General features: G+C 70.4%; 14 protein-coding genes and 1 tRNA gene. 12 read left to right on the plus strand and 3 right to left on the minus strand.

Translation table 11 applies throughout. The annotated features are described in order from the left end of the window. Nucleotides 1–10: 10 nt before the first annotated feature. From ACIA8X_RS01885 to ACIA8X_RS01920, 8 genes are all read left to right on the plus strand, one after another. The gene (locus ACIA8X_RS01885) at nucleotides 11–1,444 is read left to right on the plus strand and encodes an integrin alpha (protein ID WP_393449934.1); all 1,434 of its coding nucleotides are present in this window, start codon (nucleotides 11–13) and stop codon (nucleotides 1,442–1,444) included. A 28-nt stretch (nucleotides 1,445–1,472) separates the two neighbouring features. Beyond that, nucleotides 1,473–2,906, plus strand: a complete 1,434-nt coding sequence (locus ACIA8X_RS01890; protein ID WP_399457562.1) for an FG-GAP and VCBS repeat-containing protein — start codon at nucleotides 1,473–1,475, stop codon at nucleotides 2,904–2,906. Nucleotides 2,907–3,242: 336 nt separating this feature from the next. Beyond that, entirely contained in the window at nucleotides 3,243–4,691 is a 1,449-nt protein-coding gene (locus ACIA8X_RS01895) for an FG-GAP-like repeat-containing protein (RefSeq protein ID WP_393449940.1), read from the plus strand. A 104-nt stretch (nucleotides 4,692–4,795) separates the two neighbouring features. Next, nucleotides 4,796–5,824 carry a Yip1 family protein gene (locus ACIA8X_RS01900; RefSeq protein ID WP_393449943.1) on the plus strand — a complete coding sequence of 343 codons (1,029 nt, stop codon included), beginning with the start codon at nucleotides 4,796–4,798 and terminating at the stop codon, nucleotides 5,822–5,824. A gap of 129 nt (nucleotides 5,825–5,953) precedes the next feature. Then, nucleotides 5,954–6,826, plus strand: coding sequence for a LysR family transcriptional regulator (locus tag ACIA8X_RS01905; RefSeq protein ID WP_393449946.1), 873 nt, complete (start codon nucleotides 5,954–5,956; stop codon nucleotides 6,824–6,826). A gap of 136 nt (nucleotides 6,827–6,962) precedes the next feature. After that, on the plus strand, nucleotides 6,963–9,326 hold the full coding sequence (locus ACIA8X_RS01910; RefSeq protein ID WP_399457563.1) for an arylsulfatase: 2,364 nt from the start codon (nucleotides 6,963–6,965) through the stop codon (nucleotides 9,324–9,326). Nucleotides 9,327–9,445: 119 nt separating this feature from the next. Continuing rightward, nucleotides 9,446–10,240, plus strand: a complete 795-nt coding sequence (locus tag ACIA8X_RS01915) for a formylglycine-generating enzyme family protein (RefSeq protein WP_399457760.1) — start codon at nucleotides 9,446–9,448, stop codon at nucleotides 10,238–10,240. 20 nt (nucleotides 10,241–10,260) lie between these two features. Further along, on the plus strand, nucleotides 10,261–11,229 hold the full coding sequence (locus tag ACIA8X_RS01920; protein WP_393449955.1) for an ABC transporter substrate-binding protein: 969 nt from the start codon (nucleotides 10,261–10,263) through the stop codon (nucleotides 11,227–11,229). 24 nt (nucleotides 11,230–11,253) lie between these two features. On the opposite strand, the gene ACIA8X_RS01925 is transcribed toward ACIA8X_RS01920, so the two are convergent. Together ACIA8X_RS01925 and dcd are read right to left on the minus strand one after the other, a co-directional pair. Next, a complete protein-coding gene (locus ACIA8X_RS01925; RefSeq protein WP_393449958.1) occupies nucleotides 11,254–11,769 on the minus strand; it encodes a phosphoribosyltransferase in 516 nt (171 codons plus the stop codon). Between the two features lie 44 nt (nucleotides 11,770–11,813). Next, nucleotides 11,814–12,389: a dCTP deaminase gene (gene dcd, locus ACIA8X_RS01930; protein ID WP_093908765.1), complete on the minus strand. Its 576-nt coding sequence runs from the start codon at nucleotides 12,387–12,389 to the stop codon at nucleotides 11,814–11,816. Nucleotides 12,390–12,961: 572 nt separating this feature from the next. On the opposite strand from dcd, the gene ACIA8X_RS01935 reads away from it, so the two are divergent. The 4 genes from ACIA8X_RS01935 (at nucleotide 12,962) to ACIA8X_RS01950 (ending at nucleotide 14,215) form a co-directional block, all read left to right on the plus strand. Next, a tRNA-Gly gene (locus ACIA8X_RS01935) sits at nucleotides 12,962–13,035 on the plus strand. 301 nt (nucleotides 13,036–13,336) lie between these two features. Next, nucleotides 13,337–13,537 carry a hypothetical protein gene (locus ACIA8X_RS01940; RefSeq protein ID WP_393449961.1) on the plus strand — a complete coding sequence of 67 codons (201 nt, stop codon included), beginning with the start codon at nucleotides 13,337–13,339 and terminating at the stop codon, nucleotides 13,535–13,537. 48 nt (nucleotides 13,538–13,585) lie between these two features. Then, nucleotides 13,586–13,873 carry a hypothetical protein gene (locus ACIA8X_RS01945; protein ID WP_393449964.1) on the plus strand — a complete coding sequence of 96 codons (288 nt, stop codon included), beginning with the start codon at nucleotides 13,586–13,588 and terminating at the stop codon, nucleotides 13,871–13,873. 135 nt (nucleotides 13,874–14,008) lie between these two features. After that, on the plus strand, nucleotides 14,009–14,215 hold the full coding sequence (locus tag ACIA8X_RS01950; RefSeq protein WP_393449967.1) for a hypothetical protein: 207 nt from the start codon (nucleotides 14,009–14,011) through the stop codon (nucleotides 14,213–14,215). A 34-nt stretch (nucleotides 14,216–14,249) separates the two neighbouring features. Here ACIA8X_RS01950 and ACIA8X_RS01955 read toward each other — a convergent pair whose 3' ends face one another. Next, nucleotides 14,250–15,230, minus strand: coding sequence for an alpha/beta hydrolase fold domain-containing protein (locus ACIA8X_RS01955; RefSeq protein WP_393449970.1), 981 nt, complete (start codon nucleotides 15,228–15,230; stop codon nucleotides 14,250–14,252). Nucleotides 15,231–15,620 lie beyond the last annotated feature (390 nt).

Here is a 15,620-nt window from a genome sequence, read left to right on the forward strand (position 1 = left end):
ACGTACACCCATGCGTCGGCGCATCACGACCGCACTCCTCGCCGCGGCCCTCATCCCGCTCGCCCTCACCCTCACGGCCCCCACCGCGCATGCCGCCACGGCCGCCAAGCCGTACGACTTCAACGGCGACGGCCGCGTCGACCTCGCGATCGGCGCGCCGGGCGCCACGGTGAACGGCAAGGCCAAGGCGGGCGCCGTGTCCGTCGTCTACGGCAGCTCCAGCGGCCCGAAGACCTCGACGCGGACGCTCCTCACCCAGAACACGGCCGGCGTCCCGGGCGACGCCGAGGCCGACGACGCCTTCGGGACGGCCGTCACCTCCGCCGACCTCAACACCGACGGGTACGCGGATCTGCTGATCGGGGCGCCCGGCGAGGACGTGAACGGGGACACCAACGACGGCGCGGTCGTGATCGTCTGGGGCTCCGCCTCCGGGCTGTCCGGCGCCCGGACGCTCGTCAACCACTTCGCCACCGACCTGGACCGCTACGGACAGGCGCTGGCCGCGGGCGATCTGGACCGGGACGGCGACGTCGATGTCGCCGTGGGCTCCACCGGCCCGCTCGGCCTCACCTTCATCAACGGACCGCTCACCAAGTCCGGTGGTTTCAACAGCGCTTCCGGCGCGGGCTTCCCCGACCCGTACTCCAAGTCGTCCGGCATCACGTCGCTGACCGGCGGAACCGTCTCGGCCCCCTGGAAGACCAGCCTGATCGTGCACGGTCGCACGGCCGGCACCGACGACGCGATCACCCACTGGGTGCCCGATCCCTCGATCGGCAACTACACCGACTGGCTGCAGGATCTGCCGGCCGGCTACGTCTCCGCCATCGGCGACATCGACAAGGACGGGTACGGAGACTTCGCGGTCGGCAACGAGCGCGAGACCTCCGCCGACCCGGCGGGCGCCAAGGGCGGCAAGGTGACGGTCGTCTACGGCACCGGCCCCGACGACCCACGCCCCGACCGCGCCCCGCTCGTCCTCACCCAGGACACCGCCGGCATCCCCGGCGCCGCCGAGTCCGGCGACCGCTTCGGCAGCGGCGTCGCCCTCGGGGACGTCAACGGCGACGGCTACGCCGACCTGGCCGTCGGCGCGTCCGGCGAGAACTCCGGGGCCGGCGCGGTGACGGTCCTGTACGGCTCGGCCTCCGGCCTCAGGACGACCGGCGCCCAGTCCTTCACGCAGAACACCGCCGGCGTCCCCGGCACCTCCGAGCCGAACGACCGCTTCGGCGCCCGCGTCCTGCTCGCCGACCACTCGGGAGACCGCCGCGCCGAGCTCACCGTCTCCGCGACCGGCGAGAACGGCGACGGCGCGATCTGGTCCCTGCGCGGCGCGACGACCGGGGTGACGACCGGCGGCGCGATCAGCTTCGGCCCGGGGACGACGGGCGTGTCCACGGCGGGCGGCCCGGCGTACGGCGCGGCCCTCAACTCCTGAACTCCTTCATTCCGAAAGGGACTTCGCCTTGCGCAAGCGCACTCTCCTGCTGGCGGCCACGCTCACCACGGGCCTGCTGACCGCCCTCCCGGCCACCACGGCCGCGGCCGCCCCCTCCGGGCTGGCCGGCGACATCAACGGCGACGGCTACCTCGACACCGTCATCACCGCGCCCCTCGCCAAGATCGCCGGCAAGAGCAACGCCGGCTACGTCGCCGTCGTCTACGGCAGCGCGAGCGGCCCGAACACCGGCAACCGGCAGATCATCAGCCAGGACACCGCCGGGATCCCCGGCGTCCCGGAGAGCGGCGACGCCTTCGGTGACCGCGTCACCACCGGCGACCTGGACGGCGACGGCTACACCGACGTCGTCGTCGGCGTGCACGCCGAGCAGATCGGCTCTACCGACGACTCCGGCGTCCTGACGGTGCTGTGGGGCGGCGCGAGCGGGATCAAGTCCGGCACCGACATCTCCTCCCCGCTCCCCGAGAACCGCAGCGAGCTGGGCTGGTCCGTGGCGACCGGCGACTTCGACGGCGACGGCGACACCGACCTCGCGGCCGCGAACATCGCCATGCCGGAGCTGAATGTCTTCAAGGGCCCGATCTCCCGCACCGGCACGGCCACGGAGCTCGTCGGCATCGACACCTTCGAGCAGACCGGCATCAACACCGACCAGATCGTCGCGGGCGACGTCACCGGCGACGGCACGTCGGACCTGCTGGTCATGGGCCAGGAGGAGATCACCGACGGCTACCGCACCCGCAGCGTCCTCTACAAGGGATCGGCGACCGGCCTCACACCCGGCAGCAAGGTCGCGGGCGGCTACGCGGCGGTCATCGCGGACGTGAACAAGGACGGCTTCGGCGACATCGTCACCGGCAACTTCATGGAGAAGTCGACCGACGAACCGAACGGCGGCCTGGGCGGCGCGGTCACCGTCACCTACGGCGCCACGGGCGGCCTGAGCACCCGCACCCCGGTCCGGATCACCCAGGACACCGCGGGCGTGCCCGGCGCCTCCGAGAAGAACGACGCCTTCGGCTGGAGCCTCGACGCCGGGGACACCAACGGCGACGGCTACACCGACATCGCGGTCGGCGTCGCCAACGAGGACCTGGGCGCGAAGAAGGACGCCGGCTCGGTCGTGATCCTGCGCGGCGCCGCCTCCGGCCTGACCGGCACCGGCTCCAAGGCCTTCTCGCAGGACACCGACGGGGTGCCGGGCACCGCCGAGTCGTACGACTACTTCGGCCACTCCGTCCTGCTCACCGACGCCAGCAAGGACGGCCGCGCGGAGCTGATCTCCGGCGCCCGCGGCGAGAACGACGGCGCGGGCTCCGCCTGGACCCTGCGCGGCAGCGCCTCCGGCATCACGACCACCGGCGCGAAGTCCTTCGGCAGCACGACGGTGGGCGGCCCGACGGGCCTGACGTACTTCGGCGACGTACTGGCGGGCTGACCCGCACCCATGTCCGGCGACCTCGCGCGGGGTCGCCGGACACGCCCTGCCAGGAGCGGTGCTCCCCAACCACCCACCCAACGGTCGGCAGCGCCCCGGCATCACCACCACCGCCGCGAAGTCCTTCGGCAGCACGACCGTCGGCGGCCCGTCGGGCCTCACCCACTTCGGCGACGTACGGCGGGCTGACCCGCACCCACGTCCGGCGACCTCGCGCGGGTCGCCGGACAAACCCTGCCAGGAGCGGCGCTCCCCGACCACCCACCCAACGTTCGGCAGCGCCCCCGCCAGGAACAGCGCCCTCCGACCACCCACCCCCTCCGCAGGAGACCCCACATGCTCCGGCAGCACCGCAGCCGCCACCGCCTCCACTCCCTGGCCCTCGCCACGGCCACCGTCGCCGCCACCCTGACGGCCGCCCCGCTGCTCACCGCCGCCCCGGCCGCCGCGGCGCCCGCCAAGTACGCCGACGACTTCAACGGCGACGGCTACCGCGACCTCGCGAGCGCGGCGCCGTACACCCCGGTCGGCGGCAAGACCGAAGCGGGCGCCGTGGTCGTCAACTACGGCTCCGCGAACGGCATCAGCGCCTCGCGCCGCACGGTCCTCACCCAGAACACGGCCGGCATCCCCGGCGCCGCCGAGCAGGGCGACCGGTTCGGCACGTCCCTCACCTCCGGGGACCTGAACCGGGACGGGTACGCCGACCTCGTGATCGGCGCCAAGGGCGAGAACGCCGGCGCCGGTGCCGTCGTGATCGTCTGGGGCGGCAAGAGCGGCCTCTCCGGCGGCCAGGTCGTCCCCGACCCCGCCCCGGCGGCCCACGACGAGTACGGCATCTCCCTCGCCGTCGGCGACTTCAGCGGGGACGGCCGGGCGGACCTCGCCGTGGGCAGCACCGGCAGCGACGTCTGGATCCACAAGGGCGGCTTCACCAAGGGCTCCGGCGCCGCGTCCCGCGCCGAGCTCGCCACCGACCTCTACTCCGGCAACAGCCTCTACGGCGCCCAGAGCCTCGCCGCCGGCGACGTGAACGGCGACGGCACCGCCGACCTGGTGATCAGCGGCACCCAGGCGGAGACGTACGACAGCGGCACCTTCATCTACCTGGGCTCCACCACCGGCCTCACCCGCCAGACGTTCCTCAAGAACGGCGCCTGGGAGCTGGCCGCCGTCGGCGACCTCAACGGCGACGGCTACGCCGATGTGGTCACCTCGACCTTCGGCGACGAGGGCGTGACCAGCATCGGCGGCTCCGTCAACGCCTACCTGGGCAGCGCGGACGGCGTCCGCACCCGGCCGCAGATCACGATCACCCAGGACACCCCCGGCGTCCCGGGCTCGGACGAGGATGCCGACTGGTTCGGCAACGCCCTCTCCCTCGCCGACATCAACCGCGACGGCTACGCGGACCTGGCCGTCGGCACGATCCACGAGACCATCGGCACCGCCAAGATCGCGGGCAGCGTCACCGTGCTGCGCGGCTCGTCCGCCGGCCTGAGCACCACCGGCGTCCAGACCTTCACGCAGAACACGGCCGGCGTCCCCGGCACCGCCGAGTCCGCCGACCGCTTCGGCGCCTCGGTACGCCTGTCCGACCTCAACGGCGACGGCAGGGCGGACCTGTCCGTCGCCGCCGACGGCGAGAACCACCCCGCCGGCGCGATCTACAGCCTGCGCGGCTCGGCGTCGGGCGTGACCACGAATAACGCGATCAGCTTCGGCCCGGGTTCGGTGGGCCTGCCGTCGGGATACCTGCGGCTGGGGCAGGTCATGCTGCGGTGACGCCGGCGGTGCCGGTGATGCCGGTGACACGGACGGCCAAGGCGTCTTCCGTACGTCCAAACCCTGAACGACCACGGAGAACAGCACCGTCCCTCCCCTAGGGGATGTCACAGCTCGGCCGCAAAGCCGGGCCCGAAGCGCAGGGCCCGGCACGCGACTCTCCAGGACCAGGTACGTTCGAAGACGTGGCTGGATTCAGGATCGGACGGGGCAGCCGAAACAACGGCACCCCGCAGACGCGCCCCCAACAACCTCCGTACGGGCAGCAGGCTCCCCAGGGACCGTCGTACGGCTATCCTCCGCCGCCGCAGCAGCCGTACGGCGGCTCGGGCGGCGGCGGTGGCGGCTGGCCGCAGGCGAACGGCGGTGGCGGCCACGGCGGTTACGGCTCCGGCGGTCACGGTGGGCACGGCGGCAATCACGGCGAGCCGGAGTACTTCAGCGACGGCGGCTACCCGCAGGGCCCGGGCGGCGCCCCGGACCCGTACGCGGCGAACAACCCGGGCCACACCCAGGCGTTCTCGGTCGGCGACGACCCCTACAGCCAGGGCGAGACCTACCAGGCGGGCGCGGCCCCGGCCGGTCCGATCGGCCCCCGCCTGCACTGGAAGCAGCTGCTGCGCGGCATCGTCCTCTCCCCCGGCCAGACCTTCCTCCAGATGCGGGACTACACGATGTGGGGCCCAGCCCTCGTCGTGACCTTCCTCTACGGCCTCCTGGCCGTCTTCGGCTTCGACGGCGCGAGGGAGGACGCGATCAACGCGACCCTCTCCAACGCGGTCCCCATCGTCCTGACGACCGCGGTCGCCATGGTCCTGTCGTCCTTCGTCCTGGGCGTGGTCACCCACACCCTGGCCCGCCAGCTCGGCGGCGACGGCGCCTGGCAGCCCACGGTCGGCCTCTCCATGCTGATCATGTCCCTCACGGACGCCCCCCGCCTGATCCTCGCGATGTTCGCCGGTGGCGACGCGACGTTCGTGCAGGCCGTCGGCTGGGCGACGTGGGTGGCGGCGGGCGCCCTCCTCACCCTGATGGTGCACAAGTCCCACGACCTGCCGTGGCCGAAGGCGCTGGGCGCGAGCGCGATCCAGCTGGTCGCGCTGCTGTCGATCGTGAAGCTGGGCACGTTCTAGCACGCCCTGCGGCAGAGGGGCCCCCGGCGTTCGCGCCGGGGGCCCTCTGGTATGTACGGAGACCCGACGCAGACTGACGCCGGACTGACGCAGGCTGACGCAGATCGACGGAAACCCGATGGAGACGCGATGGAACGACGCCAGCTGGAATATTTCATCGCCGTCGTCGAGCACGGCGGATTCACCGCCGCGGCCGTCGCGCTCCATGTCGCACAGCCCTCGCTGTCGCATGCGATCCGGTCCCTGGAACGCGAATGCGGCGGCAGACTCTTTCACCGTCTCCCACACGGCGTCGTCCTCACCGCGGCGGGTGAGGCGCTGGTCCGGCCCGCCCGGCAGGTCCTGCGCGACCTGACCACGGCCGGTTCCCTGGTCCGGGAAGTCCTCGGGCTCAGCGGCGGCCGACTCGACATCGTTTCCCAGACGACCCTGTCGGTCGACCCCCTGGCCGACCTGCTGGGGCGCTTCCATCGCGCACATCCGAAGGTCTCCGTCTGCGTGGTCGACCCGGAGCGAGGGCCCGCCGTGCAGCAGATGGTCGCGGCCGGGAGTTGCGAACTCGGTCTGGTGGACGCCTCGGTGACCACGGCGGACCTGCGCGGGATCGACCTGCCGGCGCAGGAGATGCACATAGTGCTGCCCGCCGACCACCCGCATCCGGCGGGCGACACCATCACCTCGCGTGAACTGGCCGCGCTGGACCTGATCGTGACACCGCCGGGCACCGAGACCCGGGCGGCCGTGGACGACGTGTGCACCGCGCTGGGCGTCGCCCCGCGGATCGCGGTGGAGACCGCGCACCGCGCGATGATCGTGCCGCTGGTCCTCTCCGGCGTCGGCGCCGCCCTGCTGCCCGCCTCCATGGCGCGGGACGCCGCTCTACGCGGGGCCAGGATGCTGTCCCACCGGCCCCGGCTGCTGCGCCACGGCCGGCTGGTGTGGCGGTCGGGCCCGCTGTCCCCCGCCGCCCAGGCGTTCGTGGACCTGGCGTCCGTCCAGTAGGTATAGAAACCTTCTATCGCCTTCATTCAAAACCGGTTCGCGGGAATTCAAAGCGCCTTATTGACCGGCCTCGGCGACGGCTGGGACTTTTACCTCGCGTATTGCGCGGGAAATGGGCAGCGAATCGGAGAATTCCATGACTGAGTTCGACGCGGGACGGTACGTACTTCCGCGCCCCGACTCCCGCCGGCCGCTGACGACCGCGATGGACGTCCACGACCAGGCGACCCCCTTCACTCCCGTCGGCCCGGTCCCGCCGCCCGACGACGCGCCGAACGTGGTCATCGTGCTCGTCGACGACCTGGGATTCGGCACCTCCAGCGCGTTCGGCGGCCCGTGCGAGATGCCGGCCGCGCAGCGCCTCGCGGCGGGCGGCCTGCGCTACACCCGCTTCCACGTCACGGCCCTGTGCTCACCGACCCGGCAGGCCCTGCTGACCGGCCGCAACCACCATTCGGTGGGCATGGGCGGCACCACCGAGATGGCCACCGCCGCCCCCGGATACAACGGATTCCGGCCACGCAGCGCGGCGACCATGGCGCAGATCCTGCAAGGCAACGGCTACAGCACCGCCGCCTTCGGCAAGTGGCACCAGACCCCGCCACGGGAGATCAGCCCGGTCGGTCCGTTCGACCGCTGGCCGACCGGGGAGGGCTTCGACACCTTCTACGGCTTCATGGGCGCCGAGATGAACCACTGGTACCCGCTGCTGTACCAGGGCACCACCCCCGTGGAGCCGGACCGCCGCCCCGAGGACGGCTACCACCTCTCCGAGGACCTCGTCGACCACGCCATCGACTGGGTGCGCACCCAGCGCACGCTGACTCCGGACCGCCCGTTCTTCACGTACCTCGCGCTGGGTGCCGCGCACGCCCCGCTGCACGTCGACCGCGCGTGGCAGGAGAAGTACCGCGGACGGTTCGACCACGGCTGGGACCGGCAGCGCGAACTGACCCTGCGACGCCAGAAGGAACTCGGCGTCGTACCGCAGGACTCCGAACTCGCGCCCTGGGCCGAGGGCGTGCCCCACTGGGACGAACTCAGCGACAACCAGCGCCGGTTGGCCGCCCGTTTCATGGAGACGTTCGCCGGTTTCACCGAGCACGCCGACGTCCAGGTCGGCAGGTTCGTCGACGCGCTGGAGGAACTCGGCGAACTGGACAACACCCTCTTCGTCTACATCCTGGGCGACAACGGCGCCTCGGGCGAGGGCGGCATCGAGGGCACGATCGTCGAACACCGGCTGGGGCACGGCATCGTGGACGACCCGGACGAGATGATCGACCACCTCGACGAGATCGGCGGCCCGCTCAGCTACCCGATCGCCCCCGCGGGCTGGGCGCTGGCGCTGAACACCCCGTACCAGTGGACCAAGCAGGTCGCCTCGCACTTCGGCGGCACCCGCGACGGCATGATCCTGCACTGGCCGAGGGGGGTCACCGAACGCGGCGGGCTCCGCCACCAGTTCTCGCACGTGATCGACGTACTGCCGACGATCCTCGACTGCATCGGCGTCCCCGCGCCGTTCAGCGTGGACGGGGTGCCGCAGCAGCCCGTCGAGGGCACGAGCATGCGGCGCACGCTCACCGACCCCCAGGCGCCCGAGCACCGCCGCACCCAGTACTTCGAGATGTGCGGCAACCGGGGCATCTACCACGACGGATGGATGGCGGTCACCAGGCACGGCATCCCCTGGGAGATGGTGCCGGAGGGGGACCGGCGGTTCGCGGACGACGTCTGGGAGCTCTACGACATCGACCACGACTGGAGTCAGGCCCACGACCTGGCCGCCGAACACCCCGAGAAACTACGCCAGTTGCAGGAGCTGTTCCTGATCGAGGCGGCGAAGTACCAGGTCTTCCCGCTGGACGACCGGGTCACCGAGCGGGAGAACCCGGCCGTGGCCGGCCGTATCGATCTGCTCGGCGCCCGGACGTCCATCACCTACCGCGCGGGAATGCGCCGGTTCACCGAGGAGACCACGCTCAACGTCAAGAACCGCTCGCACAGCATCACGGCCGACGTCGACCTGCCGGAGGCCACGGCGGCCGAGGGCGTGCTCATCGCGCAGGGCGGCCGATTCGGCGGCTGGTCCCTGTACTTCACCGAGGGCAGGCCGGCGTACGCCTACAACTACTTCGGCCTGAGCCTGTACACCGTGCGCGCCGCCGAGCCCCTGACGCCGGGACGCCACGAGATCCGGCTCGCCTTCGACTACGACGGCGGAGGGCTCGGCAAGGGCGGGACCGCCGTGCTCCTGGTGGACGGCGAGAAGCACGCGACCGGACGGATCGGGCGGACGATCCCCTACTACTTCTCCTTCGACGAGACACTCGACGTCGGGGTGGACCTGAGCACACCGGTCACCGACGACTACCCCGTCCTCGACAACGAGTTCACCGGGACCCTGCACACGGTGCGCATCGACCTCGATGCCCAGGACACCGGGCCGTCCGAGTTCGACGGCGGACTGCACCGGCGCGTGATGGGGGCCCAGTGAGCTGCTGCACGCCGTCCGGCGGCCGGGGAGCGGACACTGCGGGAGCCGCGAGAGCCATTGGACCCGCGGACCGGGCGGCGGTGGTGGTGCCCGTCGTCCACCGGGCCCCACCCGAGGGCATGGTGGCCATCCCCGGCGGCGAGTTCCTCATGGGCAGCGAGGACCCGTTCGCCTACCCGGCCGACGGGGAGGGCCCGGTGCGCACGGTGTACGTCGACGCGTTCTGGATGGATGCCCGCACGGTGTCCAACGCACAGTTCGCGCGCTTCGCCGCCGACACCGGGTACCGCACCTCGGCCGAGCGGGCCGGCTGGTCGTTCGTCTTCGCCGGTCTGCTCCCGGACGGCTTCCCGCCGACCCGTGGCGTGGTGGGCGCGCCCTGGTGGCGGCAGGTCGAGGGCGCCGACTGGCGCCGTCCCGACGGACCGCACTCCACCTGGCAGGACCGGGCGGACCACCCCGTCGTCCACGTCGACTGGGACGACGCCCGCGCCTACTGCGCCTGGGCCGGCAAACGCCTGCCCACCGAGGCGGAATGGGAACGCGCCGCCCGAGGAGGCCTGCACGGGAAGGTGTTCCCCTGGGGCGACGAGTTCGAGCCGGGTGGCCGCCCCCGGATGAACGTATGGCAGGGCGACTTCCCGAATCGGCACCCGACGTCCGACGGCTGGTACGGCACCTGCCCGGTCGACGCCTTCGAGCCGGGCGGCTTCGGCCTGTACAACGCCACCGGCAATGTCTGGGAGTGGTGCGAGGACCTCTTCTCCCACGGGCAGGAGCGCGTCACCAAGGGCGGCTCCTACCTCTGCCACGCCTCCTACTGCCACCGCTACCGGGTCGCCGCGCGGCAGGGCCTCTTCCCGGACTCGGCGACCGGGAACGTGGGGTTCCGGTGCGCTCTGAATATGACGTGACCTCTACAAGGAGCAGGACCATGGCGAAGCGAGCAGGACAGTGGCGCTCCGGCGCGGCAGGGATGGCCGTACTCGGTCTCACCCTGACCGCCTGCGGCGGGGCGAAGGTCGGCGACGACTCGGCAGCAGGCGGCGGACCCGGAAAGTGCGGCACCTTCAACCTCGCGGTCAGCCCGTGGGTGGGCTACGAGGCGAACGCGGCGGTCATCGCCCACGTCGCGGAGAAGGAACTCGGCTGCACGGTGGTCAAGAAGGACCTGAAGGCGGAGATCGGCTGGCAGGGGTTCGAGACGGGCGAGGTCGACGCCATCGTGGAGAACTGGGGCCACGACGACCTGCGGAAGAAGTACATCACCGAGCAGAAGACCGCCGTCGACCTCGGCCCGACCGGCAACAAGGGAATCATCGGCTGGTACATCCCCCCGTGGATCGCGAAGAAGTACCCGGACATCACCGACTGGAAGAATCTCGACAAGTACGCCTCGAACTTCAAGACGTCCGAATCGGGCAGCAAGGGCCAACTCCTGGACGGCGACCCGTCGTACCAGACCAACGACGAGTCCCTGGTGCAGAACCTGAAGCTGAACTTCAAGGTGGTGTACGCGGGCAGCGAGACCGCGCTGATCCAGGCCTTCCGGGACGCGGAGAAGAACAAGAAGTGGGTGATCGGCTACTTCTACGAGCCACAGTGGTTCTTCTCCGAGGTGCCGCTGGTCCACATCGACCTGCCCAAGCACACGGCAGGCTGCGACGCGGACCCGGCGAAGGTCGCCTGCGACTATCCGGCATTCGACCTCGACAAGATCGTCAGCACCCGTTTCGCGAAGTCCGGCAGCCCGGCCTACGACCTGGTGAAGAACTTCACCTGGACCAACGAGGACCAGAACACCGTGGCCAAGTACATCGCGGTGGACAAGATGACACCGGAGGCGGCGGCGGAGAAGTGGATCGCGGCGAATCCGGACAAGGTCAAGGCCTGGCTCGGTTAGCGTCCCCGCGACGTCCGCCGCAGGTCAGACCGCTTCCCGGTTCGGCTTGGCCGCTTCTCCGGACTTGTGGACCGGAGGCAGCACACTCCACGGGAAGTTGATCCAGTCATCGGTGCGCTTCCACACGTACTCGCACTTCACGAGGGAGTGGGACTTCTCATAGATGACGGCCGACCGCACCTCGGCGACATGATCGAGACAGAAGTCGTGCACGAGCTTCAGCGTCTTGCCGGTGTCGGCGACGTCGTCGGCGATCAGCACCTTCTTGTCGGTGAAGTCGATCGCGTTGGGGACGGGAGCGAGCATGACGGGCATGTCGAGGGTCGTCCCCACACCCGTATAGAACTCGACGTTCACAAGATGCAGGTTCTTGCAGTCGAGGGCGTAGGCCAGCCCACCGGCGACGAAGACCCCACCGCGGGCGATGCTGAGCACGATGTCCGGCTCGTACCCGTCGTCGGCGATGGTCTGCGCGAGCTCGCGGACGGCGGTGCCGAACAACTCGTAGCTGAGGTTCTCCCGCACAGACTCACCACTCATGCCACCACTAATCCCGCCGCTCATGCCGCCACTCACCCCTCCACTCACACCTGAGTCCGATGGAAGTTCTGGAAGGACCGGGAGGCCGTGGGCCCGCGCTGCCCCTGGTACCGGGATCCGTACCGCTCACTCCCGTACGGGAACTCGGCGGGCGAGCTGAGCCGGAACATGCACAGCTGGCCGATCTTCATGCCCGGCCAGAGCTTGATGGGGAGGGTGGCGAGGTTGGACAGCTCAAGCGTGACGTGCCCGCTGAACCCGGGGTCGATGAACCCGGCGGTGGAGTGGGTGACGAGCCCGAGCCGCCCGAGGGAGGACTTCCCCTCAAGCCGGGAAGCAAGATCATCGGGCAGGGAGATGACCTCGTACGTCGAGGCGAGCACGAACTCCCCAGGGTGCAGGATGAACGGCTCATCCCCCTCGGGCTCGACGAGCCGGGTCAGATCCGCCTGCTCGACGGAGGGATCGATGTGCGGGTACCGGTGATTCTCGAACACCCGGAAATACCGGTCCAGCCGCACATCGACGCTCGACGGCTGCACCATGGATTCGTCATAGGGATCGATCCGTACCCGCCCGGCGTCGATCTCGGCCCGGATGTCTTTGTCTGAGAGAAGCACGCCCCGAGGATACGCAAGGCGCGCGGAACGACCACAATCGCGCCGTCCGCGCGCCTGACGCTACTGCTACCTACGGTCCTTCTCTGCCGCTACCGCGGCTACCGCTACTACTGCGGCTACCGCAGCTACCGCTTCTCCAACTGCACCGGCACCACACTGCGGAGCCGGGCACAACGAGGACATCGAACGAGCCGGCCGGGGCCGAGGCGCTCGGCCTGCTGCATCGGGAACGAAGCGGTGCTGAACACGTGCCCATCGGCACATCGGACGACGGTGCGCTCCATCAAGTCCTAGAGTCCCTTCCCCAAGAGCCGCGTCTGGCTGCTGCCTGCCTGACGACGAGAGGCCACATTACGGGATCAAAGGGACGGCCCTCCAGGCGGCACTCCGACCCCACCCGGACCCTCTCCGCCCCCTCCACCGTACGCCCCAACTCCGGTCCCCCGCACCCGGATCCCACCCCGTGAAACGCACTCCGGCCCCAGGGCTTCAGCGCCCGGGGCCGGAGATGAGGTATGGTGACGAGGCGATCGGACACCGCCTCCGGATCATCATCGGGGCGGGCGTCTTACGCGGGTGTAGTTTAATGGTAGAACATCAGCTTCCCAAGCTGAGAGCGCGAGTTCGATTCTCGTCACCCGCTCCATGTTGAAACCCCAGGTCAGGTGGCCTGGGGTTTTTGTTGTCTAGTCCAATTTGAGAGTGGCGTGCCCCTACGTGCCCTAATTCGAGGTCAAGCGGCTATTCGGTGGCGATCCACACCCTGTGGATGCCGTCATCCTGGAGCGGGCCGAGCGCCTCCTGGCCCCCGCCCAGGGCGCGGTGAAGGCCGTGGACGAGGCCGCGCCGAACTGCGCCAGGCGGCCTTCGCGTTCGAGAACGCGGTCAACACCCGTGCCCGCGCGGACCGTCAGCATGCCCGTGCAATGCGCGGCGCCCTGAGAACCATGCGCTCCCACCCCGCCGACGACGGCCTCCTGGCCATGCTCCTGGACGCCGCCGTCCTCGCTGTCCTCACCGTGCGCCGCAGGAGCGCTCAGCACCACCACGACCAGCAGGTCGCCGCCGCCCAGCAGACCCTGCACCACCTCCAGGCCGCCTACGGGCAGGCCGCACCGGCCCCGCTGGCGCGGCTCGCCGTACGATAGCCGCCGGCCGACGTCACGCACCGATACCCCGAGCACCTGCGCCCGGCCGTGCCCGCCCACGCCGAACAAGTCCTCGACGAGACCGCCCGGGACGCGTTCGCGGCCGTGCTCGCGGACGCCGAGCGCGAGGGCCACGACCCCGCCATCCTGCTCCAACAAGCGGCCGGGCAACGCCCGCTGGACGATGCGCGCTCGCCAACGGAAGTCCTCACCTGGCGAATCCAGCGCCTCGGCGAACGCCACGCACCCGGGCCGAACAAGCCCGCAGCAACACTGCCCGCGCCCGATCCACCCCGAAGGCCGCTGAACTCACCCCTACCGCGGTCACGCCGCTGACCTTCCTTCCGCACCGGTCACGGTGATCACCCGGCCAGACACGCAGGGTCTCCAGCGCTGGTTGCCCAACTCCTCTGTCAGTGGCTGCCGGCAGGCTGAGCGCCATTCGCCGCAGGCCGTTGCCAGGAGGAGATCATGAGCAAAGCCGCTCTTGGTCCTCTGCTCATCACGCGCCGGAGCGGCAACGAGCCGATACGGGCCAACGGCGAAGCTGCAGGCAGACTCGACGAGTTCTGGAGCCGGGCATGCTCCCACCTGGCCGGCAACACCGTGCACGGTGTCCTGGCCGAGTACCGGGTATCCACGGCACTGGGCGCCGCCGCCGGTACCCGCACCGCATGAGCGGTGTGCAGCGTGAGGTCGCCTTGCGGTGGGCCTACCTCGCCGCGGGACGCAACTCGGACGTCAGGAAGGAGACGATGGTCTGCCACGACGGTGTCACGGGAACAGGCGGCGTGGTGTGACCGTGCCGTGCGTATTCCTCGTAGGCGTCCCGGCGGGTGTCGGGGTCGCCCAGCATGCTGGAAATCGGACCGTGACCGGCGTGCGGGAGGGAGATCATGCGCACCTTGGCGTTGGCGGAGGCCAGGGCGTCGCGCAGCAGTCGGCCCTGGTGGTAAGGCACCAAGGGGTCCTGCTCGCCGTGGAAGATCAGCGTCGGGGGCAGGGGCCGGTCGGTGACGTAGGTGAGAGGGTTCGCGGCCGCGACCTTGTCCGGGCAGTCCTTGATGGGACAGCCGAGCAGCCGCGACTCGGGCGAGCGTGCGTCCGAGTGGCAGTCGGTCGTCCCCAGGAGCTGGTTGAACACCTTGCAGTCGTCCAGCATGTGCGCATCCATCTGGGAAAAATCAGTCGGCGGGTAGAACGGCACGGCTGCCTGTACCGCGCTGGACGGACCGCGCACACCCACGTCTCCCTCCAGTCGCGGGAGGTCTCCGGTGACCGCGGCCATCGCCGAGGTCCAGCCCCCCGAGGAATCACCCATGATCGCGAAGCGTCGAGGGTCGAGGTGGTAAACCTGGGCGTGCGCCCGCAGCCAGCGTATGGCGCCCTTGATGTCGTGGAGCTGGGCCGGGAACTCGGCCTGTGAGCTGGAACGGACCGACACACCCGCCACCGCGAACCCATGCGGGTTGAGCTGGGCGGCGACCTGGTCAGCGCCCTGTCGGCCGTTGTCGGCCATCCACGCCGAGCCTCCCGTGAAGATCACCAACGGAACCGGCCGCTGCGACCGGGGGATGTACAGGTCCAGCAGGTGGCCCTGACTGTCGGCCGGCTGGGCCGGCGCGTAGGCGATGTCCCTGGCCACTCTCACCTCGTCGGGTCCGGGGGCGGGGGCCGCATGACCGGGGGCCATGGTGACCCCCAAGGCGATGGCAGATGCCGCCAGCGCCATGAGAGCGCGACCAATACGCAACCGCGTAGGTCGTCGATGCCGGATCCTCATGCTCACTCCTCTTCGCGTGGGAAGCGGCCGGCGGCTCGGATGCCGAACAGCCGGGATGGCCGGATTACTTGAAGCAGATGAACCGCGTTCGCCTGACGAAATTTAATTCGTTGGACGGCTGGCATGAGTTTGGGTCTGGCACCAAGCGGGTGTCAATGGTGGTGAAGATGCACGGGCTCACGACCCACCGGCAGCGGGCCGGCGACAGCGCCACTGCGAGGACTTCGGCTGCCCTCACCCGGCTAGTGACGGGCGCATGTCACGGGCGGAGGCGCGCTCCGGCGCTCACGCGATCCTGCG

Origin of the sequence: Streptomyces sp. NPDC051738, from assembly GCF_044453205.1 — a bacterium.
In the GTDB taxonomy this organism is placed as follows: domain Bacteria; phylum Actinomycetota; class Actinomycetes; order Streptomycetales; family Streptomycetaceae; genus Streptomyces.

What these genes read in the sequence shown, in the direction of transcription:
- ACIA8X_RS01885 (WP_393449934.1), top strand. Translation starts at nt 11, where the DNA reads ATGCGTCGGCGCATCACGACCGCACTCCTCGCCGCGGCCCTCATCCCG.
- ACIA8X_RS01895 (WP_393449940.1), top strand. Translation starts at nt 3,243, where the DNA reads ATGCTCCGGCAGCACCGCAGCCGCCACCGCCTCCACTCCCTGGCCCTC.
- ACIA8X_RS01900 (WP_393449943.1), top strand. Translation starts at nt 4,796, where the DNA reads ATGTCACAGCTCGGCCGCAAAGCCGGGCCCGAAGCGCAGGGCCCGGCA.
- ACIA8X_RS01905 (WP_393449946.1), top strand. Translation starts at nt 5,954, where the DNA reads ATGGAACGACGCCAGCTGGAATATTTCATCGCCGTCGTCGAGCACGGC.
- ACIA8X_RS01910 (WP_399457563.1), top strand. Translation starts at nt 6,963, where the DNA reads ATGACTGAGTTCGACGCGGGACGGTACGTACTTCCGCGCCCCGACTCC.
- ACIA8X_RS01915 (WP_399457760.1), top strand. Translation starts at nt 9,446, where the DNA reads ATGGTGGCCATCCCCGGCGGCGAGTTCCTCATGGGCAGCGAGGACCCG.
- ACIA8X_RS01920 (WP_393449955.1), top strand. Translation starts at nt 10,261, where the DNA reads ATGGCGAAGCGAGCAGGACAGTGGCGCTCCGGCGCGGCAGGGATGGCC.
- ACIA8X_RS01925 (WP_393449958.1), bottom strand. Translation starts at nt 11,769, where the DNA reads ATGAGTGGTGAGTCTGTGCGGGAGAACCTCAGCTACGAGTTGTTCGGC.
- ACIA8X_RS01940 (WP_393449961.1), top strand. Translation starts at nt 13,337, where the DNA reads ATGCGCTCCCACCCCGCCGACGACGGCCTCCTGGCCATGCTCCTGGAC.
- ACIA8X_RS01950 (WP_393449967.1), top strand. Translation starts at nt 14,009, where the DNA reads ATGAGCAAAGCCGCTCTTGGTCCTCTGCTCATCACGCGCCGGAGCGGC.
- ACIA8X_RS01955 (WP_393449970.1), bottom strand. Translation starts at nt 15,230, where the DNA reads ATGGCCCCCGGTCATGCGGCCCCCGCCCCCGGACCCGACGAGGTGAGA.